Source organism: Sporosarcina sp. 6E9, from assembly GCF_017921835.1.
GTDB lineage: Bacteria > Bacillota > Bacilli > Bacillales_A > Planococcaceae > Sporosarcina.
In genome coordinates, this window is the sequence record NZ_JAGEMN010000002.1 from 154,054 (window position 1) to 176,156 (window position 22,103).

At 40.0% G+C, this 22,103-nt stretch carries 19 protein-coding genes; 8 read left to right on the top strand and 11 right to left on the bottom strand.

Annotation, left to right across the window (positions count from 1 at the left end; genetic code table 11):
- Positions 1-1,464, bottom strand: a complete 1,464-nt coding sequence (locus tag J4G36_RS12340) for a CoA-acylating methylmalonate-semialdehyde dehydrogenase (protein ID WP_210470665.1) — start codon at positions 1,462-1,464, stop codon at positions 1-3.
- Positions 1,465-1,612: 148 nt separating this feature from the next.
- On the opposite strand from J4G36_RS12340, the gene J4G36_RS12345 reads away from it, so the two are divergent.
- Positions 1,613-3,265: a PucR family transcriptional regulator gene (locus J4G36_RS12345; RefSeq protein WP_210470666.1), complete on the top strand. Its 1,653-nt coding sequence runs from the start codon at positions 1,613-1,615 to the stop codon at positions 3,263-3,265.
- A gap of 66 nt (positions 3,266-3,331) precedes the next feature.
- Here the strand turns inward: J4G36_RS12345 and J4G36_RS12350 are convergent, their stop codons facing one another.
- The 4 genes from J4G36_RS12350 to J4G36_RS12365 are packed head-to-tail and all read right to left on the bottom strand — an operon-like array spanning position 3,332 to position 8,088.
- Positions 3,332-4,957, bottom strand: coding sequence for an amidohydrolase (locus J4G36_RS12350; protein WP_210470824.1), 1,626 nt, complete (start codon positions 4,955-4,957; stop codon positions 3,332-3,334).
- Positions 4,958-4,993: 36 nt separating this feature from the next.
- Positions 4,994-6,487 carry a sodium:solute symporter family protein gene (locus J4G36_RS12355; protein WP_210470667.1) on the bottom strand — a complete coding sequence of 498 codons (1,494 nt, stop codon included), beginning with the start codon at positions 6,485-6,487 and terminating at the stop codon, positions 4,994-4,996.
- Between the two features lie 30 nt (positions 6,488-6,517).
- On the bottom strand, positions 6,518-6,745 hold the full coding sequence (locus tag J4G36_RS12360) for a DUF3311 domain-containing protein (RefSeq protein ID WP_210470668.1): 228 nt from the start codon (positions 6,743-6,745) through the stop codon (positions 6,518-6,520).
- 56 nt (positions 6,746-6,801) lie between these two features.
- Positions 6,802-8,088, bottom strand: a complete 1,287-nt coding sequence (locus tag J4G36_RS12365; protein ID WP_210470669.1) for a M20 family metallo-hydrolase — start codon at positions 8,086-8,088, stop codon at positions 6,802-6,804.
- 465 nt (positions 8,089-8,553) lie between these two features.
- Here J4G36_RS12365 and J4G36_RS12370 point away from each other — a divergent pair, with 465 nt between their 5' ends.
- From J4G36_RS12370 to J4G36_RS12385, 4 genes are all read left to right on the top strand, one after another.
- Positions 8,554-8,775 carry a DUF2187 family protein gene (locus J4G36_RS12370; RefSeq protein ID WP_210470670.1) on the top strand — a complete coding sequence of 74 codons (222 nt, stop codon included), beginning with the start codon at positions 8,554-8,556 and terminating at the stop codon, positions 8,773-8,775.
- Positions 8,776-8,880: 105 nt separating this feature from the next.
- Complete coding sequence (locus J4G36_RS12375) at positions 8,881-9,543, top strand: lysoplasmalogenase (RefSeq protein WP_210470671.1); 663 nt, start codon at positions 8,881-8,883, stop codon at positions 9,541-9,543.
- A gap of 39 nt (positions 9,544-9,582) precedes the next feature.
- Positions 9,583-10,809, top strand: a complete 1,227-nt coding sequence (pepT, locus tag J4G36_RS12380; protein ID WP_210470672.1) for a peptidase T — start codon at positions 9,583-9,585, stop codon at positions 10,807-10,809.
- A 12-nt stretch (positions 10,810-10,821) separates the two neighbouring features.
- Entirely contained in the window at positions 10,822-11,778 is a 957-nt protein-coding gene (locus tag J4G36_RS12385; RefSeq protein ID WP_210470673.1) for a DMT family transporter, read from the top strand.
- Positions 11,779-11,912: 134 nt separating this feature from the next.
- Here the strand turns inward: J4G36_RS12385 and J4G36_RS12390 are convergent, their stop codons facing one another.
- The 4 genes from J4G36_RS12390 to J4G36_RS12405 form a co-directional block, all read right to left on the bottom strand.
- The gene (locus J4G36_RS12390) at positions 11,913-13,022 is read right to left on the bottom strand and encodes an ABC transporter substrate-binding protein (protein WP_210470674.1); all 1,110 of its coding nucleotides are present in this window, start codon (positions 13,020-13,022) and stop codon (positions 11,913-11,915) included.
- A 14-nt stretch (positions 13,023-13,036) separates the two neighbouring features.
- Positions 13,037-13,825 (bottom strand): ABC transporter ATP-binding protein, encoded by a 789-nt coding sequence (locus tag J4G36_RS12395; RefSeq protein WP_210470675.1) that lies wholly within the window; start codon positions 13,823-13,825, stop codon positions 13,037-13,039.
- 4 nt (positions 13,826-13,829) lie between these two features.
- A complete protein-coding gene (locus tag J4G36_RS12400) occupies positions 13,830-14,558 on the bottom strand; it encodes an ABC transporter permease (RefSeq protein ID WP_246880607.1) in 729 nt (242 codons plus the stop codon).
- A 208-nt stretch (positions 14,559-14,766) separates the two neighbouring features.
- Positions 14,767-16,035, bottom strand: coding sequence for an acetyl-CoA hydrolase/transferase family protein (locus J4G36_RS12405; RefSeq protein ID WP_210470677.1), 1,269 nt, complete (start codon positions 16,033-16,035; stop codon positions 14,767-14,769).
- A 115-nt stretch (positions 16,036-16,150) separates the two neighbouring features.
- On the opposite strand from J4G36_RS12405, the gene J4G36_RS12410 reads away from it, so the two are divergent.
- Positions 16,151-16,861 carry a hypothetical protein gene (locus J4G36_RS12410; protein ID WP_210470680.1) on the top strand — a complete coding sequence of 237 codons (711 nt, stop codon included), beginning with the start codon at positions 16,151-16,153 and terminating at the stop codon, positions 16,859-16,861.
- On the opposite strand, the gene J4G36_RS12415 is transcribed toward J4G36_RS12410, so the two are convergent.
- A complete protein-coding gene (locus J4G36_RS12415; RefSeq protein ID WP_210470682.1) occupies positions 16,858-17,136 on the bottom strand; it encodes a holin in 279 nt (92 codons plus the stop codon). The genes J4G36_RS12410 and J4G36_RS12415 overlap by 4 nt on opposite strands.
- A gap of 69 nt (positions 17,137-17,205) precedes the next feature.
- Here J4G36_RS12415 and J4G36_RS12420 point away from each other — a divergent pair, with 69 nt between their 5' ends.
- Positions 17,206-17,535 carry a CHY zinc finger protein gene (locus J4G36_RS12420; RefSeq protein ID WP_246880596.1) on the top strand — a complete coding sequence of 110 codons (330 nt, stop codon included), beginning with the start codon at positions 17,206-17,208 and terminating at the stop codon, positions 17,533-17,535.
- Positions 17,536-17,571: 36 nt separating this feature from the next.
- On the opposite strand, the gene J4G36_RS12425 is transcribed toward J4G36_RS12420, so the two are convergent.
- Positions 17,572-18,651 (bottom strand): AI-2E family transporter, encoded by a 1,080-nt coding sequence (locus J4G36_RS12425; protein WP_210470685.1) that lies wholly within the window; start codon positions 18,649-18,651, stop codon positions 17,572-17,574.
- 345 nt (positions 18,652-18,996) lie between these two features.
- Between J4G36_RS12425 and J4G36_RS12430 the strand changes: the two genes are divergently transcribed.
- Complete coding sequence (locus tag J4G36_RS12430; protein ID WP_210470694.1) at positions 18,997-22,023, top strand: ATP-binding protein; 3,027 nt, start codon at positions 18,997-18,999, stop codon at positions 22,021-22,023.
- Positions 22,024-22,103: the final 80 nt, after the last annotated feature.

A 22,103-nucleotide genomic window follows, 5' to 3' on the forward strand; every position in this document is an offset into this window, starting at 1 on the left:
TTAGTGACGCGCTGTCAACATTTTCTTTCTTGTGTAAAATTCAATTCCATCGCGACCGTTTGCATGAAGGTCACCATAGAATGATTTTTTATAACCGGAGAATGGGAAGAATGCCATCGGCGCTGGAACACCCAGATTTACGCCTAACATCCCCGCATCGATGTCTTCTCTAAATTGACGAATGGCTTTTGCACTATCTGTAAATAAACAGGCCCCGTTCGCAAATTCAGACTCATTCGCGAGTTCGATAGCTTCCTGCAAAGTTTCCACTCTGACAATAGAAAGAACGGGTGCAAAGATTTCCTCTTTCCAAATCTTCATTTCCGATGTCACATTGTCAAAGATTGTTGGACCGACAAAATATCCGCCTTCAGATGTCGATTCATCCCTGCGTCCATCACGCAGAAGCTTGGCACCTTCTTCAACACCTGATTCGATATAACTCAGCGTTTTGTCTTTATGTGAATCCCTGATAACCGGTCCAAGGAAAACCCCTTCCTCTAATCCGTTCCCAATCGTCAATTTATTCGACTCATCTACCAACCTTTCAACCAGTTCATCCGCAATATCACCAACTGCGACGACAACTGCACACGCCATACATCTTTCCCCTGCGGAGCCAAATGCCGCGTTAATAATGTTTGTCACCGTCAAGTCCATATCCGCATCCGGCATAACAATTGTATGGTTTTTAGCGCCAGCCAACGCTTGAACTCTTTTGCCGTTGGAAGTACCTGTTTTATAAACGTATTCCGCGACTGGCTGCGATCCAACAAATGACACTGCCGGAATATCCGGATGGCTAAGAATGCCGTTCACGACATCATGTGCTCCGTGCACAATATTGAAAACGCCGTCTGGAAGTCCCGCTTCTTTCAGCAATTCTGCAAGTCGGTTGGCTAAAAGCGGTGTTCTTTCCGATGGTTTAAGGATAAATGTATTTCCACTAGCAATGGCAAGCGGGAACATCCAGCAAGGCACCATCATCGGGAAGTTAAATGGCGTAATCCCTCCAATCACTCCGATTGGATAACGGTACATACCTGATTCGATATTCGTAGCGATATCTGGAAGCTGTTGCCCCATCATCAGTGTTGGCGTGCCGGCAGCGAACTCGACACATTCAATGCCACGAAGGACCTCCCCATATGCTTCGGTATAATTTTTTCCGTTTTCAATTGTAATCAGCTTCGCCAACTCATCCCAGTTTTCAGTTAATAATTGCTGATAGTTAAATAAAATTCGAGAGCGCTGTGGAACCGCAACTTTTTTCCAAGAAGCGAATGCTTTTTTCGCTGCTTGAACCGCTTGCTCCAAATCTTCTTGTGTTGAAATTGGTACTTCCGCCAATATTTCGCCTGTAGCTGGGTTTGGCACCTCTTCATATTTATCTGTCGTCGATTTTACCCATTGTCCATTGATAAAATTTGTAAGCGTTTTCTTTTCTATTGCTACTATACTCATTTCTATTCCTCCTATTCTATTTTTCTTGCTAGTTTTCACAGTCTTCGATACACTTCATAGTATATATTACAAATAATTCGGATTATTGTCATTTTACATAACGTAAAATCATTTGTTTTTAATTTTAACGTTTTGGAGGCGTTTAGATATGAATGAATTAAAACTAACTGTCAGAGGTGTCCTCGCCCGCGAAACATTCAATTGTGCAAAAGTGATTGCGGGTGCTAAAGGTTTAGACAGACAAGTAAAGTGGTCTCACATACTGGAAACAACAGAATTTGAGTCGTTAATCAACGGCGGGGAATTAATCTTAACGACTGGAGTAGGTTTACAACTCGACCTCGCCTCTCAGACAAAATATATAAAGAGACTGATAGAAAAAGGCGTCGCCGGTATTTGTATCGAGAAAGGATCAAGTTTCAAGAAAGTCCCGAAAGAAATAATCGCATTAGCCGATGAGTTCAACTTTCCCATCATTGTGTTCGAGAAAATCGTGAAGTTTGTTGACATCACCCAAGACCTTCATACATTTATCATCAATCAACATCATCAGATGCTCTCTCAACTTGATACGCTTTCTAGAAAGTTCATTTCATTATCACTAACACATAACGGGATTTTGAAAATCCTTCAAGAATTACACGAACTTTTCCAACAAAACACCTTTTTCATAAGTGATAATATGAAACCTTATTATTACCCATCCGAATGTAAGGATATGGAAGTTTCCATACGTGACACGATTGAAATGGCGCCAATGACTACTAGAGAACAAGGAATTATTACATTAAGTGACCGTACATTTGCACTCATGCCTGTTCGTGGATTAGGACAAACTTGGGGATATTTATGTTTGCAAATCAAACAACCCATGGCTGAGGATTTTTTATTTTTACTTCTAGATCGTGCTGCTCTTGCAATCGCACAAATCTTATTACGAAACCGAACAATTGAAGAACGTAAACAAAACTTGGAGGATGAGCTTGTTCGAAATTTATTGAGCGGCCGTGAATATGAACAGGAGGACGTGCATTCTTACTTACCTACCCCAAGTCGCAATATGCATTTCAGAGTATTTGTCATTCATGTAGACTTTCCAGAAACAAATCTAAGTGAAGAGGACTGGGAAGAAATTAAGCTTCAGAGATCTATGATGATTCGCTCTCTTTTTAAACGGAACGGATTCTTTCCAGCGGTTTCAACGCGAAAAAATGAGATTGCGGTAATTGCTTCTTTTATTGCTGCCGACCATTTGAAAAAGGAGACCGATAGATTCTCGCAAATCATAACAAACATTTCCAATATGGACGAAAATAATTTTCTTGTCGGTAGTCAATGTACTTTTGGCGTTAGCGCAGTATATCATGATATTTCTGACGCGATGAAAGGGTATGAAGAAGCCAGTAAAGTTCTGGAACTGCATGAATCTCAGATAACCAAAACCAACTTTTACGAGAGCTTAGGAATATATAGACTCTTATTATTTTTAAAGGAAAGTAACTATCTTGAAAAATACGTAAATGAATACTTGTCGCCCGTACTCGATTACGACCAAGAGACAGACGGCAACCTTTTCGAAACACTCAGCGTTTATCTTAAATGCAGTGGATCTAAAAAAGAAACATCGGATCGCTTATTTATTGTGAGGCAAACACTGTACCACCGACTAGATAGATTAGAAACACTGTTGGGCAAAGACTTTATGGAACCATCGAATCGTTTGGCTTTCGAGGTCGCGATAAAGGCTTATGAGCTTTTAGGGAAAAGTTATAGTAGGAATAAATCCATAAAAACTCGATAAATGCGCCTCCGCAGAAACTAGGAAGAAAAACCGCCATTGCTCGATATGAACAATGGCGGTTTTTCTTTACATAATTTTAGAACGAACTTTCTCGTATAAAATCTCACCATCAATCATTGTTAGTTCGACTTGCAAATCTTTTATTTTATCCTTGGCGCTACCCAAAATACTATCACTCAACACGACAAAGTCTGCTAACTTCCCTACTTCTATGCTTCCTTTTACATTTTCATCGAAACTAGCATATGCTCCATTTAACGTATATGCTTTGATTGCTTCTAATACCTCAATCTGCTGATTACTTCCAACATCTACGCCAGTTCTACTCTTCCGATTAACCGACGCATGTATTCCTAATAATGGATTGAAATAGGTGACGGGAGAGTCTGATGCAAAAGCTGCTGGTATCGATTTATCAATATAGTCTCTCGCTGGATACATCATCTCGACGCGACTTCCATAATTGGTAATATACGAATCACCATTTACATACATGAATACTGGATTTGGAACGATTACCACATCTAATTCCTTCATTCGCTTTAATAGGTCAGGAGGCGCAATGCCAGCATGCTCAATCCGATGTCGATGGTTGTCACGTGGGTGCTTTTGCAAAGCATCTTCAATACAATTCAGAAGCATTTCAATTGCACGGTCACCTTGAGCATGTGCGGTTATTTGAAATCCTTTTTCATGAGCTTCGCCTAAAATCTCATTAATTTCTTCCTGACTATAATATAGAATTCCGGTATCCGCCCGGCCGCTATCGTATGGTGTACGGGTAGCAATTGTTGGGCCTGTACTACTCCCATCCGTAAAAATTTTTGCAGGACCAATTTTAAACTTTTCGTCACCAAGCCCCGTGACAATACCTGCATCAATCATAGATCTAATAAACGACTTAGAATTTGTTAAGGAACCGATCATCGCATAAACTCGAACCTTAACATCTCCCGACGAAACACTTTGTTGCATGACTCGGAGTATATCCGGTCCTGAACCGTATCCACCGGCATCATGAATACTTGTAATACCCGCTGCAATGAAAGTGTCCGAAGCTAGCTTCATCGCTTTTTTCAATTCTTCATCAGTATAGGCGGCTACATTGAAGAGTTCCATATGGGCATTCTCAATAAGCCTTCCCGTTAATTCACCTGAATTGTCCTTCTCAACGATTCCACCCTTTGGACTTTTTGTCCGCTTCGAATATCCAGCTAGTTCCAACGCCTTGCTATTGGCGATCGATGTATGGTTACAGGTTCGAATAATTACGATTGGATGATCCGTTGAAATTAGGTCGAGTTCTTCTTTTGTAGGATATCTATTTTCAACTACATTATTTTCATCGAACCCCCAAGCTCTGACCCATTCACCACTTTTGGTATTCGATACTTTTTTCTTAATATCTTTGAATATATCTTCAAGTGATTTGATATGCGGATCTACACAGCTCACACCGAGTAGATTTGTACCGTATATTGTCAAATGCAAATGGGCGTCGATAAAACCTGGAAGTAACGATTTCCCTTCTAAGTCGATAACCCTCGTTTCAGCACCAACAAAAAGCATAATCTCTTCACTTGATCCAACTGCCACAATCTTATTTCCTTTAATAGCCACGGCTTCTTGAATTTGATTGTCATCATTAGAAGTAATCACTTCACCATTTATAAATACAACTGTCGCCTTAATTTTGGTCCCCCCTAAAATAAGTATTTTTATTATGATTTATTTAGGAGCCGCCTCTGGGTGATACTCCGCGTTGTAAGTATTACGTGCTTCCACAAAACGATTGACAACATCCGTATCTTTTCTCTTTAACAATAAACTAAGTGAAACGAAAATAATCACATTTACCAATAAAGCCCAAACGCCTGCATGAAATCCAAATGGCGCAGATGTAAATGCTGGAATAAACGTCAATGCTACAACAGTTAATACGCCTACCGATAGACCCCAGATTGCTGCAGTCGGGTGAGATTTCTTCCAACTGATAGCACCGATTGTGGGTACAATTAATTGAGCAGTACCGGCTAAAGCTGCTATACCTATCGTAATTAGTACACCTGGGACGACCAGCGCCATAAAGTAAGCAATTAATGAAAACAATACAAGCGACCAGCGGCCAACTTTCATAATACTTTGCTGACTAGCCTTGGGATTCATATAGCGCTGATAAATATCTAACGTCACAATCGTTGATACTGCATGAATTTGTGAATTAGCTGTAGACATAGCTGCTGCCGCACCGGCTGCTAATATAAGTGAAGCTAATGCAAATGGTGCGTGCTTCGTTAACATTATTGGTAAAATATGATCTGGATTTTCTAAACCCGGTTCTAATATCACACCAGAATATCCCGTCAAGACTGAACCGATATAAGCAATTGCCGCCAAACCAAGTAAAAATGGCATTAAGTTGAATAATTGACCGCTTTTAACAGAATACATTCTCAGCCAAATTTGTGGTCCCATAAATGCACCGATTGCCGTAATTACAAATAAAGAAAACCACATTGAATACCCCATACTACCGAGCGGTCCGGGCATCGTTAAATGACTGGAATGCTCACTAATCAATTGTCCAAACATAGCGACAGGCCCACCAAGCTTTTGGGCAATATAAAAACCTGCAAAGATCATTCCAAAAAACAATAATGCCCCATATATAATATCCGTCCAAGCAACTGCTCGAATTCCTCCAACCCAGACATAAATAACGATTACCAAATAGAATAAGAAAGCAGATAACCAAAAAGGAATTAAACCACCTGATGCGATTTCAATTAAATACGCCCCTCCCATCAATTGGATCTGTAAGTAGGGAATAGTAAAAATCAGCATTATTCCTGCAACAATTATTCGCAGTACTTCATTATTATAAAAATCTCCTAGCAAGTCCGAAGCGGTGATATAATTAAACTTCTTACCTAAAAACCATACGCGCTTTCCTACTGAGAAGTACATATAACCGAATAAAAGATTCCAAGCCAAAGCCGTCAAATAGACTGGACCATGTACATAAAAAGTAGCATTTGACCCTAAAAAAGCAAAAGCACTCCACCATGTGGCTGAAACCGTAAAGAATACTGCAATACTTCCCATACCCCGACCTTGAATGAAGAAATCCTCACTTGTATTAGTAGATTTATTAGCCGCTAAAAAACCAACGAGCAGCGGTATAATCATAAACGCAGCAATAATTAATAGACCAGCTGTCATCTAAATTCCCCTCTCCTATCTTCTCTGCATTTAATCTGCTTTGAGCTTACTTCCCCAATTAGTTAAATAACCAATTAAAAATAAAACCGTTAAGACAAACCACCAAATCAAACTCCAGAAAATTAGAAAAGGTATTCCTAAAATGATAGGTTCAACCTTATTTGCCAACAAAATCACTGGCGATTCCATCATAATAAAGCAAAGAATAATTAAACTATAAAGCAGCACCTTTTTGCCCGGAACTTTAGTCTTAGACATGATATCCAACCTTTCCTTCAAATTTTTTCAATCAAAAGTTTAGCCACCTTCGATAATCACACAGTTTCTTGAATTCTATTACTTATTAACACGATGTCTTTTTCCGTTGCCATATTAACCATTGTCCGGTAAAACAGTTCTGTTCCGAGCGAAATATCTTCTGGTGAAGAATATTCTTTCGGATTATGACTAATTCCGTCCTTTGAGCGAACAAAAATCATTCCGTAGTCACAAACGTAAGACATCGCGAGTGAGTCGTGAAATGGACCACTCATTAGCTCCGGAGGATTGAGTCCCATATTCTTGCTTTCAATCCTCATCACATTCTTTATTTTTTCACTACAAAATCGCGGTTCATTCCTCGTGTCTTCCGATATTGTGTAGGTTAAACCATGCGTTTCTGCAACTTTTTCAAACTCAATTAATAGCTCTTTTTCAATTTCATCTCTTCTTCGTTCATCTATATCTCGTAAGTCCATTGTAAACCTCACCTTTTCAGGAATGATATTCCTTGAATCCGGGAATACCTCCAAGCTACCAATCGTTCCAACCGTGGGTGCCCCAGGGACTTTGGCGGCCAGCTCGTTCAACTTAATAATAATCTTTGCTGCTCCAACAAGTGCATCTTGTCGCATCGGCATCGGAACAGATCCTGCATGTCCAGCAAGTCCAGTAAATTCTACCGTCTGCCAAAGTGGTCCTGAAATTCCTGTTACAATACCAACCGCTTCCCCTTGCGCTTCTAGCACGGGACCTTGTTCAATATGAAGCTCTAAAAAAGCGGCTATTGTTGTTGGGTCATACTCTGAATCTAGGAATCCATTAGGATCACAACCGAATTCAATTAATGATTCTCTCCTTGTCATGCCGTTTTTATCTTTTCTATCTAGCTCCCCTTCTTCCAATTTCCCAAGAATCCCCCTTACGCCAAAAAGCCCTTTATTAAATCGACTTCCTTCTTCATCCGAAAAAGCTACCAGTTCAATTGGAAGCGATGGGGTTATATTTTGTTCTTTCATAGTTTGTATTGCCTCTAGTGCACCCAACACACCAAGAACACCGTCGTATCTTCCCCCATAAGGTTGTGAATCAATATGGGATCCAACCATTAGTATTTTTTCATCAGAGCATTCACCGTTCCATCTTCCAATTAAATTACCAAAGTTATCAATTCTTGTTTCAAGTCCTACTTCTTCCATCCAGCTTTTCACTTTTAGAACAGCTTCTTTATCCTCTGGCGAATGAGCCAGTCTAGAAACCCCAGTACTTCCTAGCTTTCCAATTTTAGATAGTTCAAAAATACGAGTATTTAAGCGCTCCGCATTAATTGTTAACGCTTTCATAATTATCCTCCTCATCTAGATATAAATTTAATATTCTACTAACGTGTAAAAAAATCACAATCGACATCACAATGAAATGTTATATAATGCATAATATAAAGTCTATTACAAAAATTAATAACAATCTTTTGACATAGTGTTAAATCGCTTCTTCTTATTTTATACTTTACGTAAATAATTTAGCTTTCAGCGACCGTCGATCTCGGGGATACCAGCATTTCCCACTAATCGTTCTCAGTCGAAGTTTGCATCAACCCCTGATTCCAGCACATTTTTCTAGAATGTAAAAGTTGTCAATAAATGCCTCATAGTTAGAAACCTGCAAAGTTCGTCCAAATATGGTATACTAGTAGTAGACATTCTTCGTCTAATCGTTTACCGTTTTTTCAACTTTCGATGCTTAGGGCATTGCCTAAGCTTTTTTTAATAGTGTCGAAGATAATCGTATCAATAGGAGGGGTTCACATGGCTTTTCCACGTAAGGAAAGACCAGTATCGGACTTTGTAGCAGCGCGCAAGGTCGATGAAGAGATTTCATTTGTTCGGAACGACTATAAGGTTTACGGGACTATTTATAAGATTCTTGAAAACTCTGTTATCGTACAAATTTCAAATGAAGATGCAGATTTAATCGGTGCGGCCTCAAATCTTACTGTTGTTTCACACAAAAACTATTCTGTTGATTGATTTATATAAGAAGACATCGCTAACTACTGGCGATGCCTTTTTTTATTTTTGCAGGATTCTAGCTCCCTTTCATTGAAGGATACTTCATGAAAGGGGATAAAAACTATGATTCGTACACTGTTCGTTGCCGCTATTACGATAATGGGGATTATCTATATATTTTTCATTCCTCCTGAAGCGGTTGGTTTTAAAATTTTCATGAAATTAATTCCCATGGCGCTCGTTATTTTATTCGCGATTGGAACTAGGTCCTTCCTTCCTCGTATGTACAAACGAATGATCATTATCGGTCTGTTCGTCAGTATGATTGCAGATGGTGTTATTTACTGGTTCCTTGCCGGTCTTGTTACTTTTTTTATTGCGCATCTTTTTTATATTTTTGCTTTCCGCAAAATCCCGCGCAAGGCAATTCCTAAATGGGCAGCAACCCTTCTCCTATTATATGGTGTCGGGATGGCTTATTGGATAGCTGGTTCACAATTCCGCATTGGTGAACATTTTCTTGGCATTGCGATTATCGCTTACATCTCAATCATTTTACTGATGGGCTGGATGGCGATTCGTACGCACCTTCCGTTAGTAATTATGGGTGCATTGCTCTTTATATTTTCAGATTCAGTGCTAGCGCTTGACCGGTTCGTCTACGATATTCCGTACCGTGATGCGTTTGTCATGATTACATACTACGCGGCACAAGTTTTCATCGCGGCAAGCGTTGGAAGTCGTGCCATCAAATTTTCCGTAAATCCAAAAAGTCTGATAAGATAGAATTATTATCAGGAATTTATTTTAGGAGGTATTTTTATAATGAAAGAAAAATTGATCGAACGACTTGTACGCTATGCAAAAATCGATACACAGTCTGATTTTAACAGTACGGAATGTCCCACAACTCCCGGGCAATGGGACTTGCTGCATGTTCTACAAAAAGAACTTGAGGACATTGGGATGAAGGAAATTACGCTAGATGACAACGGCTATTTGTTTGCGACGCTTCCATCGAATACCCATCGCGATGTTCCGGTCATCGGGTTTCTTGCGCATGTTGACACGGCGACCGATTATACGGGGAAAAATGTTAAACCGCAACGTTTCGATGATTATGATGGAAAAGACGTGCAGCTGAACGACAATACTGTTATGGCGGTTAATGATTTTCCAGAACTGAAAAATTACGTCGGCCACACACTGATTACGACAGACGGCACGACCCTCTTGGGAGCGGACAATAAAGCGGGTATTGCTGAAATCGTAACTGCAATGGAATATTTGATTGATAATCCCGAAATTAAACACGGGAAACTTCGAATCGCGTTTACGCCAGACGAAGAAATCGGGCGTGGTCCACATAAATTTGATGTCGAGAAATTTGGCGCGAAATACGCTTATACAATGGACGGCGGTCCACTTGGCGAACTGCAATATGAAAGTTTCAATGCCGCGGGCGCAACAATAACATTCCATGGTACAAGTGTACATCCAGGTTCCGCGAAAGATAAAATGGTGAATTCGATTTTAGTCGCGAGTAGATTTCAAGCGGCAATGCCTGCCGATGAAGTTCCTGAAAAAACAGCGGATTATGAAGGGTTTATCCATCTTATGCAGTTCGACGGTTCTACCGAGAAGACGACTCTCGGCTATATCATTCGCTATTTTGACCGCGAAACATTCGAAGCACGAAAACAACTAATGGTTGAAACTGCTGACAAACTGAAGGAAGAGTACGGTGAAAATGCAATCTCATTAGAAATTGAAGATCAGTACTTTAATATGCGCGAAAAAATTGAACCGGTCATGGAAATCGTTGAAATCATTTCCGATGCTTTCAAAAACCTTGATATTGAACCGAATATTGTCCCCGTTCGCGGTGGTACAGATGGTTCACAACTATCCTATATGGGCATGCCGACGCCGAATATTTTCACGGGTGGCGAAAACTATCACGGAAAATACGAATACATTTCCGTCGATAATATGGTGAAAGCAACAAATGTCATTATTGAAGCCGTCAAATTGTTTGAGGAACGCGCGTAAGTAGGAATTCTATTGAAGGAAATCTGGATTGGGATCCTCTCTTCAGTGTTTTTTGCGGTGACATTCATCTTGAACAGATCAATGGAATTGTCTGGAGGAAGCTGGCTTTGGAGTTCCTCTCTTCGATATTTCTTTATGATTCCATTTTTGATTGCCATCGTTGCGTATCGTAAAGGCTTTGCACCGATGAAGAAAGAAATGAAGGCAAACTCCTTTCCTTTCTTCATCTGGAGTGTTGTCGCTTTTGTATTTTTCTACGCACCGCTTACATACGCAGCTGCATACAGTCCAGGTTGGTTACTTGCAGGTACTTGGCAATTAACAATAGTCGCTGGGGTCTTGCTGGCCCCTTTTTTCACATTGGTTATGAATGAAAGAAAGGTCAGACAGAGGATACCTGCTATTTCGTTCGGCATAACATTGATCATCATAGCGGGTGTTATCCTCATTCAAATTCCACATGCGCAGAGTGTTGAAGTACGCACCCTTTTATTCGGCATCATTCCGATTTTATTTGCTGCATTTGCTTATCCGCTCGGCAATCGAAAAACGATGGAACTTCTTGGAGGTCGGCTTGATACATTTCAACGGGTTCTAGCCATGACACTAATGACAGTACCCGTTTGGATTGGAATTTCAATTTACGCTTTCGTCACGGTTGGCCCCCCTTCTATGAATCAACTCATGCAATCGTTCATCGTCGGCGTTAGCTCAGGTGTTATTGCCACGACATTATTTTTCATGGCAACAGACCGGGTTCGAGACGACCAAAGTAAATTGGCTGCGGTCGAAGCTACACAGTCAACACAGCTCATTTTCGTCATTCTTGGTGAGATGGCGATTCTTGGTATCGCTGTTCCTGGTCCAATTGCCCTTGTTGGTATTGCGGTCATTATTGCCGGAATGGCAATGCATAGTTTTTCATTCGGCACTTGTGAAAAAAAGACAAATGCATGCATTTTGAATTGAAAAAGGGTCAACTCCTAGAGCGAGTCGACCCTTTCTCATGTTTGATTTGCGGATATCCGACAGATAATCTATTATATCCGACACTCACACGATTATATCCGCAAAACAAGACTTTAGAACCGCCTTACAACACATTAATCGCGGTCATATTTCCCAATAACTTCAACGGCTTTCTCAGTGATTGACGTGTCAATCGCTTTATCTAAATCGACATCGCCGCGGATTGCATCGTTTTCTTTATAAACATTGAATTGCTTTTCAATATCGTCAATAAACATCTTGCCATCGGGATCTAGACCCGTTACATTTACTTTCTCCCATAGTTCAGGGTCTTTCAGTGCTGTATGCTTTGTCATAATCTTGATGATTTCATCTTTTTCAATTCCTTTAATAAATGCATCGTTATAGTCTCGGACGCCTTTTAAGTAAGCTGCCATAAACCGCAACGAAATATCTTGTTCCTCTGCCATGAATTGTGGTGAACCGAGTACCATCGCAATTTGTGACTCTGGTGCATAATCTGTCGCATCTAGGAAACGTTTATGGAATCCATTTTCGATACCTTGAGTGATGAGCGGCTCGATATTTAATGCGACATCAATCGTCCCTGCATCGATTGCCCCTAACATACTTCCAAAATCCCCCATAAGCACAAATTCGACGTCATCTTCAGTTAATCCGGCATGCTTTAACATCTCTTGATAGATATACCAGTCAATCGAGTAAAGCGATGACACGGCAATTTTCTTGCCTTTCATATCCGCGTAATCTTTGATTTCATCGACCATATGATTTCCGATAACAAAAGTGAAATACGATTTCCCTGGATTATTATGCCCTTTATCCGCAATAATCTTAACATCAATCCCTTGTGCAATTGCGTTGAAGAAAGATGCAGTTGAGACGCCACCCGCAATGTCCACTTCTCCTGCTGCTAACGCGGGAAGCATATCATCACTGTTGGCGAATTGTGCAAATTCGACCTCGATATTATAGTCTTCAAAATAGCCTTTTTCTTTCGCGATGTAGAAACCTGCTCCGGATGCGGCCCCGTCTTCCGCAATGACAACTTTGGTCTTCTTCTCAAGAGGGCTTAAGTCTCCTGAAGGATTTTCCGCACTGATTTCATCATCTACACCTTTGGGTGGGTCGGTCTTCACCGTCTCCTTTGCTGAACAGGCACTGATGATTAACATAAACAAGAAAAGCGGAATCAACCATCCGCTTTTAATCCATTTTGCCATTGAATCTCTCCTTTTCAATCCTCTTCTCGTCTTGACCGTTGAACTTCTTCTTGCAAATGGTGCCATATTTCAACAAACTGCGCGGCCATGGTTGAGTCCTCGCGAATATCCTCGATTCTTCGCGGTCGTGGCATTTCAACTTTTATTTCACGGATGATTTTCCCTGGTTGGGAGCTCATTAACAGAATTCGATCGGCGAGTAGTAATGCTTCGTCGATACTGTGGGTGATGAAAAGTACAGTCTTTCCTGTTTCCTCCCAAATGGATAGAAGTTCCGCTTGTAATATAAATTTGTTCTGCTCATCGAGCGCGGCAAATGGTTCATCCATCAGAAGGATTTCAGGATCGTTTGCAAAAGCCCTTGCAATACTCACCCGCTGTTTCATCCCCCCGGATAATTCTTTCGGATAAAGGGATGAAAATTTATCGAGCCCTGTTTTCTTTAAATAATAAGCGGTCCGTTCTTTTATTACTTTTTTCGGCATATGTCGCATTTTAAGACCAAATGCCACATTTTCTTCTACAGTTAACCACGGAATAATGCCTCTTTCTTGAAATACCATGGATTGTAACGGTCGATCCTCTTTGTCTGTCGCAATCGTGAAATCACCAATACTAGGATTTTCAAGCTCCGCCAATATTCGTAGCAGCGTCGTTTTTCCACATCCGCTTGGTCCTACAATACAAACAAATTCGCCTTCATTGATTGTGAGCGTAATGTCATCAAGTGCAGTAACGCTTCCTTGCTTTTTATAAAATGCTTTTGTTAAATTAGTGACTTCAATTTTCGGTTTATTACGCATCTGTTCACCTCCACGGCAACATTTTCTTTTGTATTCCACGAAGCATGATGGAGAACAGATAACCAAAAAATGAGATAAGAATGAGCCCCACGTACATTTCTTGCAATAAGAATGCTTTATACGATGTCCAGATTAGATAGCCTATTCCAGAAGTTGCCCCCATCATTTCCGCTGCAACAATCGTCAAGAGCGCAATCGCCTGCCCCATTTGGATGCCTTCCAACATAACGGGTAGCGCTCCCGGTAAAGCAATTTTCATAAAAAAGTTTACCCGACCAGCACCATAGTTTTTAGCTACATCTAAATAAATTTTGTCGATATTAATGACACCCGCAACAGTATTAATGACAACCGGGAAAAATACACTTCCTGCGATTGTCACCACTTTGGATAAATCACCGATGCCAAAAATAATAATAATGATTGGAAGCAGGGCAAGTGTAGGAATTGGCATGAGCGCCATCACGATTGGCGATACAAAATGCCTGATCGGTGAATAAAGGCCCATTAAAAGTCCGATGACGACACCGGGTATAACACCTAGTAAAAACCCGGCAAAAATCCGATACATCGAAATTCCGATATGACTTGCGATTTCACCACTTGCGATTAAGGAGAAAAATGTGCTGACGATGGCAGAGGGGGGCGGAAAAAAACGAATATCAATTAACCCTGTTCTCGACAGAAACTCCCATAATAGTAGTAGAAAAACAGGTGACGCAATCGTCAGCATCTGTTTGAATCGCTCATTTCTTTGCCTCTTCTTCCATTCACGCTGTTCAATTTCGAACGGACTATAGTGACTTTTTGTCTCTTCCAACGTTCACCACCTCTTCTATAAATATATGTGAACGCCTAAAAATGTGTGTTGGGCGAATGCCGTCTAAACAACATTTCGACACAAAAAACACTCCCAAACTTGAGAGTGTCCAGCAATTTCATTATAGAATGCCATATTTCTGTGCATTAAATCGTAACTCTTCCCGAAATTTCGGATGTGCAATATCGATAAGTGCATTGGCACGTTCTTTTAGTGACTTTCCGTACAATTTTGCAATACCATATTCCGTAACAATATTGTCGACAGCATTTTTCGACGTGGTCACGACAGAACCTGGTGTAAGTTGTGTTTGGATACGGGAAATTGTGTCGTCCTTCGCGGTTGAATACATACAAATAAATCCTTTTCCGTGCTTTGCGAAGCGAACGCCTTGCGCAAAATCAGCTTGTCCACCAGTTGATGAATAATACCGTCCCGCGACTGTTTCAGAGGCACATTGACCGTACAGATCAATTTCTGTCGTGGCATTTATTGAAACAATTCGTTCTTCTTTGGCAATTTCTCGGGGATCATTCACTTCGCTGACTGGCAAAAATTCAACTGCAGGATTTTGATGGACGAAATCATAAAGGCACTGCGTTCCATAGGCAAAGGTTGCAATAATTTTTCCTTTATGCGTAAGTTTATTTGTACCAGTAACAGCACCTGCTGCAACTAAATCGACTATGCTATCAGTGAGCATTTCAGTATGAATACCGAGATTTCGATGATCTTTCAACATAGCCATGACCGCATTTGGAACTGAACCAATACCAACTTGAAGTGTATCCCCGTCTTCGATTTCATCTATTACAAACTTAGCAATCGCTAAGTCTTTTTCTGTCACTGGCGGTGATTTTACTTCAGCCAATGCTAAATCATTTTCCACATAACCTACAATTTGACTAATATGAATTTGGTTTTTACCAAATGTCCTTGGCATATGTGCATTGACTTCCAGCATAAATGGAACATGGCCAATAAATTCTGCGATATAGTCTGCACCCGTCCCCAACGAAAAATAACCATGCTCATCCATCGGCGATGCAACCGCCATAATCATAGACATCTTCGTTGTCTTTTTCAACAGTCTCGGCACATCATGAAAGACGTTTGGAACCAATTCAACATGTCCATCATAATACGCCTCTCGTGTTGCGCCACTTAAAAAATAGGACTTATGCGTAAGATGCCCTTTCATTTCCCCTGATATATAATTCCGTTTTGTAAGCGCCAACATTTGATGCACAGTAACATTCTCTAATTTTAAATAATTTCCTTCCAATATATCTAGTAATCTATGGGGTTCTCCATTGCCAATAGGGATGATAATATCTGCTTCTTTGTCAATCAACTCAATAACTTCTTGTTCATCTAGGTGTTTTATCAAAAAGTCTCACTCCCCGCAATATTCAGTTCAACCCATAGTATATACCAGACTGAGCGCTCGCTCAATGTAATTCAGTTCAGTTTTAGTTTATCCTGAGAAACGATATACTAAAATCATGACAAAACTTACAGCTGATCAACTCAAACAATTGAATATGTACAGTATCTATACAGATACACCTCAGCGCAAGCTATTTTCGCTTGCGGACTTTCTTGGCGATCAAACTGAGGAAGCACTTACTGCAACTCTAGCGATTAGTCGCAGTCCCAATAAAACAGTCACCGCTTCTTATTTCATGCGCCGATTCGGTATGTTCATCGCCATGCAGTTTTATAATTTAGCGATGTATGATGAGGTTTGGGATGGAGAAATTGAGCGACTAACTTTTGGTGCGAAAAAAGAGTTTGGGAACTTGACCGTCAGCATGTTCGCAAATTCTGAGGATTGGCGAAGCGTGAAAATTGACGAGCGCAGTGAAGTTATTCGATATATATTGAAACAATGCGACGCGGTCATTCGTCAAACTCGAACTGTAGCTAATATTTCGTCACTAACATTATGGGAAAGCGTCTTTGGATTTCTACTCTGGCATTACCATGTTTTATTGGAAAATCCCGGAACGGCTGATGAAGCACGCGCTGATTTAAATCTACTTAAAGACGAAGCGCTTTGGGAAGGAATCGCACCGCGCTCTTTATTCGCCGTTTATTTAAAAGGGCTTGAGCCGGCTGCATTATTAAATACAGTCGTTCGGACAACATGTTGTTTATCAAAAGATGTCCCAGGCCTCATGCAATGCGGATTTTGCCCGCTAATAAAGAGTTAACCCTCGCGATATGCCCTAAATGATGCCTTCATCGAATAAATTGAACCGATTGCTGCACCACCGTAAAAAAAGCCCATGAAAATTCCAGCCGACAAGTTTCCTGAATGGCTGATGAAGATGGATATGGCCAGTCCGATGATAACTGCAACGGTCGACAACCAGCTCGAGGGGACTTTTAAGAACACTTTGATCAAAATGATGGCAACAACGATTACTGGAATCGCCCAAATGGCATCCCAAATATTTGTGTGGATCACCGGAAATTCAGTCAACATAGACTCAGTCCTTTTTTACTGAAAAGGTTGCCCCGTATTTATGTTTCCATACATTAAGGAGGAATGACGTTGCTCATTAAAGGACACCTGGTAAAAGGCGCTGTTCTTGATGAAGAAACACGATGCGCACATTATTATTCAGAAATTGATCGAATTGCGATCAAGTTTTATTGTTGTGATACTTACTTTCCTTGCTACGCTTGCCACGAGGAAAGCGGTTGTGGCAAGCCAAGCGTGTGGCCTAAAGTTCAGTTTAACGAGAAAGCGATTCTTTGCGGTGCTTGTGGGCATGAGCTGACTATCTCGGAATACTTGGACTGTAAATCAGAATGCCCAATATGTGCTGCAACCTTTAATCCCGGCTGCAATTTGCATCGGCATTTATATTTTGAAATATAAAAAGTGCATCCCCTTTTTTCCAGGAATGCACTTTTTTTAAACTGTTTTCGTAGCGGTTTTTCGTATTTCCCGCCGCGCTTCGTAAATATTTGACACAATCGCTTTACCGACTGCGTACGTTGGAATTGCAATGATAATACCTAGGAAGCCTGCAATATTACCTGCTGCCAAAATAACTGTGATGACTGTGAGCGGGTGAATATCGAGCGATTTCCCCATCACATTCGGTGTGATTAAGTTACTTTCAATTTGTTGGGCAACAACTGTGATTACGCCAACCCAAATCACCAGTGTTGGATCTTGAACGAATGCAATAATAACAGCCGGTGTCACGGCTATCCATGGACCGATAAACGGGATCAAGTTCATAAAAAGTCCAAAAATCGCAAGTAATAATGCATATTTCAGACCAATTGCCCAGTATCCGATGAGTAGCAGAATGGCTAAAAGAAAACTAATTAAAAATTGACCTTGAATATAAGAACGTAAAACGTTATCGATATCCGATAGTGTTTTTTTAACCCATTGCCTTTGTTTTCCCGTAAAAAATCCATAGATAAACGGTGCAAATTTTTCGTGATCTTTCAACATAAATATAAAGAAAAACGGCACAAGCACTAATAAGAACATCGCTTGCAGAAATGATTGAATGAATTGGACAATCCATTTCCCAAACTTTACCGCAATCGATTGGATTGAGGCTGCTGCACTATCTATCGATTCTTCTAGATTTTTAGGCAGTTCATGTTTTTGCTTTAAAACATAATTTGTCATTTCATTAATTTCTGCGGTGATCGTAGGTGAGTTCTCAACTAATTCATTCACCTGTTTCGTAACCGGCGGGCCGATAATCGCTGCAAAAATCCATATGACCCCGATGAGACCTGCAAATATCGTTAAAATACTTGCCCATCTAGGAAATTTTCTGTTCTCAAGAAATCGCTGAATCGGTTCAGTCATATAGTAGAGAACGCCTCCAAGCAGTAGCGGCAGGAAAATCGTTTTCCCGATAATGAAGATAGGTGAAAAAATTCCTTTGATGTCTAAAAAGTAACGGATAATAAGAATTGCGAGTAAAATACCAATACCGACTTGAAACCATAACTTCTTGATCAACTAATCATACAACTCCTTTCACACAACTAAACATGCGTTTTAAATAAGTATACGCTGTTATACGTCTAACGTCGAAGAAAGTTTCAAAATACTTACGATTATAAAAAGACCACCACTATTAGGCAGTCCCAATTATTATTCGACTTGACTTCAATTCCCGCCAACTCCCCGAATCTTCGTGCATACGTGTGCCTTCACCTTCTTCCTCACACCTAAAACATTACCCTTTTGTGGTAGTATTATAGACAACTCTAAATCTTTTTCAAAAATGCTGAAGGACTGAAATCAATGATGGCAAATACTAAATCCGTATCTAAAAGGAAGCTCTTTCTACTGATTAGTTTAGTGTTACTATTACTTACCGGCTTTCGAATTATTTGGATAATCCACTACAAAACACCCGTACATCCAATTGCGGAAAAAGGGGTAATTGATTTAAGGAATTATGAAGTGAATGACAAAAAAACACTTAAATTAGACGGGGAGTGGATATTTTATCCTAACCAGTTATTAACGCCTAACTTCAAGGAACCATCAGAAACTGATCAAGTACAGGATATTTCTCTACCGGGAAACTGGGATGAAGCCTCGATTGATGATACACCAGTGAATTATGGGACATACAAGTTAAAAATTCTACTTCCTAAGCAAGATAGTCAGTATTACGGCATACGTATCCAGGATATTTCGTCATCCGCTCGTATTTATGTAGATGGCGTGCTCATTAGCGAAATTGGTCAACCATCTACGTCTGCCAAGGACTACAAAAGTAAATTAGGTACATATAAAACCCTTTTTCATACAGATAACAAAGAGATAGACTTGGTAATTGAAGTCGCGAATTACGAAACACCGCATGTTGGCGGTATTACGAAATCTATCAATTTCGGTACTGGAAAAGCTATTGAACAATCGGTCAACTTTTCACAATTGCTACAGGTACTAGTCGCAAGTATTCTAATTGTACATAGTTTCTATGCTGGCGGTTTATATTTGGCCAGCAAAAACAAACCTCAAAAAGAACTTCTTTATTTTTCTTTACTACTGATATTTGCTGCTTTCTCAATACTCGTTGATGAAGATAAACTATTACTTGGTTTATTCCCCATTGATGCAAAATGGGCTTTTAAATTATTATACGTATCATTTGCCGGCACAGTCTATTTTGTTTTGAAGTTTATCAAACACGCTTTCACGATAAACAGTTCCCATTTTCGAGTGTTATTTACTTTGTATGGAATCTTAAGTGTTTCGTTGTTCATATTACCATTTCAGTACATTGAATTTGTCGGCAATAGTATCATGCTATTAAATGCATTTTCCTATTCATTTATCTTTGTACATGTGGTAAGACTTATAAAAAAAGGAAATACAGATGCTATTTTCATACTTCTTGCGAATGTTATTAATCTCTTTAATGTTTTATGGGGTATTGCAATTAATGCCAACATGATTGAGATTCCTTATTACCCGTTTGATTATCTACTAGCAATTGCAGCATTTTCCGGATTTTTATTTATACGCCATTTTCGTGTCATGAGTCTGAATGCGAAACAAACAATGGAGTTACAAAGAGCCGATAAGATGAAAGATGACTTTTTGGCCAATACTTCCCATGAGTTACGGAACCCACTTCACGGAATTATTAATATTACGGAAACGGTTTTGAATGATAAAGAAGCGTCACTAACAAAAAAGAATCAGGAAAACTTGGAGCTACTCGTTCGACTAGGTAAGCAGATGTCATTTACGCTTAATGACATTCTGGACATTACACGTCTAAAGGATCAACAGATTCGCCTAGATAAAAAAAGTGTGAAATTATATGCAGTGACTACGGGAGTACTGGATATGGTTCGCTATATGACGGTCGAGAAAAACTTACAGTTGAATGTAACAATCCCTTCATCATTCCCTGAAATAACTGCGGATAAGAACCGACTGATACAAATATTATTCAATTTGATCCATAATGCGGTTAAATTTACGGATGAGGGGATTATTACAATAAGTGCCACACACAATGCTGACATGGCAATGATCAGGGTCACGGATACTGGAATTGGGATGGATGAAAAGTTTCAACAGGTCATTTTCCAACCATATCGACAGGAGAATTCTAGTACAACATCCAATGGAAGCGGCATCGGACTAGGATTGAATATTTGTCGGCAATTGGTCGAATTACATGGCGGAGAAATTTTTGTTGAGTCTGTACTTGGCAAAGGTTCTATTTTCTCATTTACAATTCCATTAGCTGAGAAATCTAGCATAAAGTCTAATAGAGAAGTGGAAATTGCGGCCACCATGAGCCTCGATGAAACTTTGAGTCCAATGGAGGACAGTAAGCACCATCTGCATCAGGATGAATTAATGAAGATAGACTTGAAAAATCCAATGGTCTTAATTGTTGACGATAATCCAGTAAACCTTAGAATCTTAGGAAATCTACTGGCTACTGATTACAACATTGAGACGGCAACAAGTGCAGAAGAGGCCCTAACACATATTAATCGAGTCGAATGGGATCTAGTCATTTCTGATGTAATGATGCCAAAAATGTCCGGTTATGAATTAACAAAAACCATTCGCAAGCAATTCACCATTTCTGAATTACCCGTTTTACTATTAACTGCCCGGCATCAGGTTGAGGATATCTATACTGGATTCCTTGTAGGTGCCAATGATTATGTGTCAAAGCCAATGGATGCGATAGAATTGAAAGCGCGCGTAAAAGCTTTAACGACATTAAAGCAATCGATTAATGAGCAATTTCGATTGGAAGCTGCATGGCTTCAAGCCCAAATACAGCCGCATTTCTTATTTAACACTTTAAACACTATCGCCGCTTTAGGTGAAATAGATACAAATAGAATGCGCAAATTACTCGATGAATTCTCAAATTACTTAAGGAGAAGCTTCGATACACACAACACAGAATCCGTTATTCCGCTCGATCACGAGCTCGACTTAATACGCTCGTATCTATTTATAGAAAAAGAACGATTCGGGGAAAAATTGCGGGTTAAATGGCAGTTAGAAGATAAATTAAACTTTCAAATCCCACCGTTATCCCTCCAAACGATTGTTGAAAATGCCGTTCGACATGGCGTTCTAAAACAAAGAAATGGAGGTACAGTTTGCATACAAATAACCAGCCAAAAGGAGTATTATGAACTGGCCATTACTGATGACGGTGTCGGTATGAGTCAGGAAAAAGTATTACAGATTCTTAGCGAACACCCAAGTCATATCGGTGGTGTTGGCATATCCAATACAAATCGACGATTAAAAAAGCTGTACGGTAACGGATTGACGATCAAAAGCGAAGTAGATTCCGGTACGACTGTTAGTTTCCATATTCCAAAGTGAATTTTTTACGGAAGGCACAACTTAGCTCCGATTCTACAGTTCGTGATTTTATATTATTTTAACCAACGGAAAAAGCTTTC

What these genes read in the sequence shown, in the direction of transcription:
- J4G36_RS12340 (WP_210470665.1), bottom strand. Translation starts at nt 1,464, where the DNA reads ATGAGTATAGTAGCAATAGAAAAGAAAACGCTTACAAATTTTATCAAT.
- J4G36_RS12370 (WP_210470670.1), top strand. Translation starts at nt 8,554, where the DNA reads ATGGCTTTTCCACGTAAGGAAAGACCAGTATCGGACTTTGTAGCAGCG.
- J4G36_RS12390 (WP_210470674.1), bottom strand. Translation starts at nt 13,022, where the DNA reads ATGGCAAAATGGATTAAAAGCGGATGGTTGATTCCGCTTTTCTTGTTT.
- J4G36_RS12345 (WP_210470666.1), top strand. Translation starts at nt 1,613, where the DNA reads ATGAATGAATTAAAACTAACTGTCAGAGGTGTCCTCGCCCGCGAAACA.
- J4G36_RS12400 (WP_246880607.1), bottom strand. Translation starts at nt 14,558, where the DNA reads ATGCTGACGATTGCGTCACCTGTTTTTCTACTACTATTATGGGAGTTT.
- J4G36_RS12410 (WP_210470680.1), top strand. Translation starts at nt 16,151, where the DNA reads ATGACAAAACTTACAGCTGATCAACTCAAACAATTGAATATGTACAGT.
- J4G36_RS12415 (WP_210470682.1), bottom strand. Translation starts at nt 17,136, where the DNA reads ATGTTGACTGAATTTCCGGTGATCCACACAAATATTTGGGATGCCATT.
- J4G36_RS12360 (WP_210470668.1), bottom strand. Translation starts at nt 6,745, where the DNA reads ATGTCTAAGACTAAAGTTCCGGGCAAAAAGGTGCTGCTTTATAGTTTA.
- J4G36_RS12375 (WP_210470671.1), top strand. Translation starts at nt 8,881, where the DNA reads ATGATTCGTACACTGTTCGTTGCCGCTATTACGATAATGGGGATTATC.
- J4G36_RS12355 (WP_210470667.1), bottom strand. Translation starts at nt 6,487, where the DNA reads ATGACAGCTGGTCTATTAATTATTGCTGCGTTTATGATTATACCGCTG.
- pepT (WP_210470672.1), top strand. Translation starts at nt 9,583, where the DNA reads ATGAAAGAAAAATTGATCGAACGACTTGTACGCTATGCAAAAATCGAT.
- J4G36_RS12365 (WP_210470669.1), bottom strand. Translation starts at nt 8,088, where the DNA reads ATGAAAGCGTTAACAATTAATGCGGAGCGCTTAAATACTCGTATTTTT.
- J4G36_RS12395 (WP_210470675.1), bottom strand. Translation starts at nt 13,825, where the DNA reads ATGCGTAATAAACCGAAAATTGAAGTCACTAATTTAACAAAAGCATTT.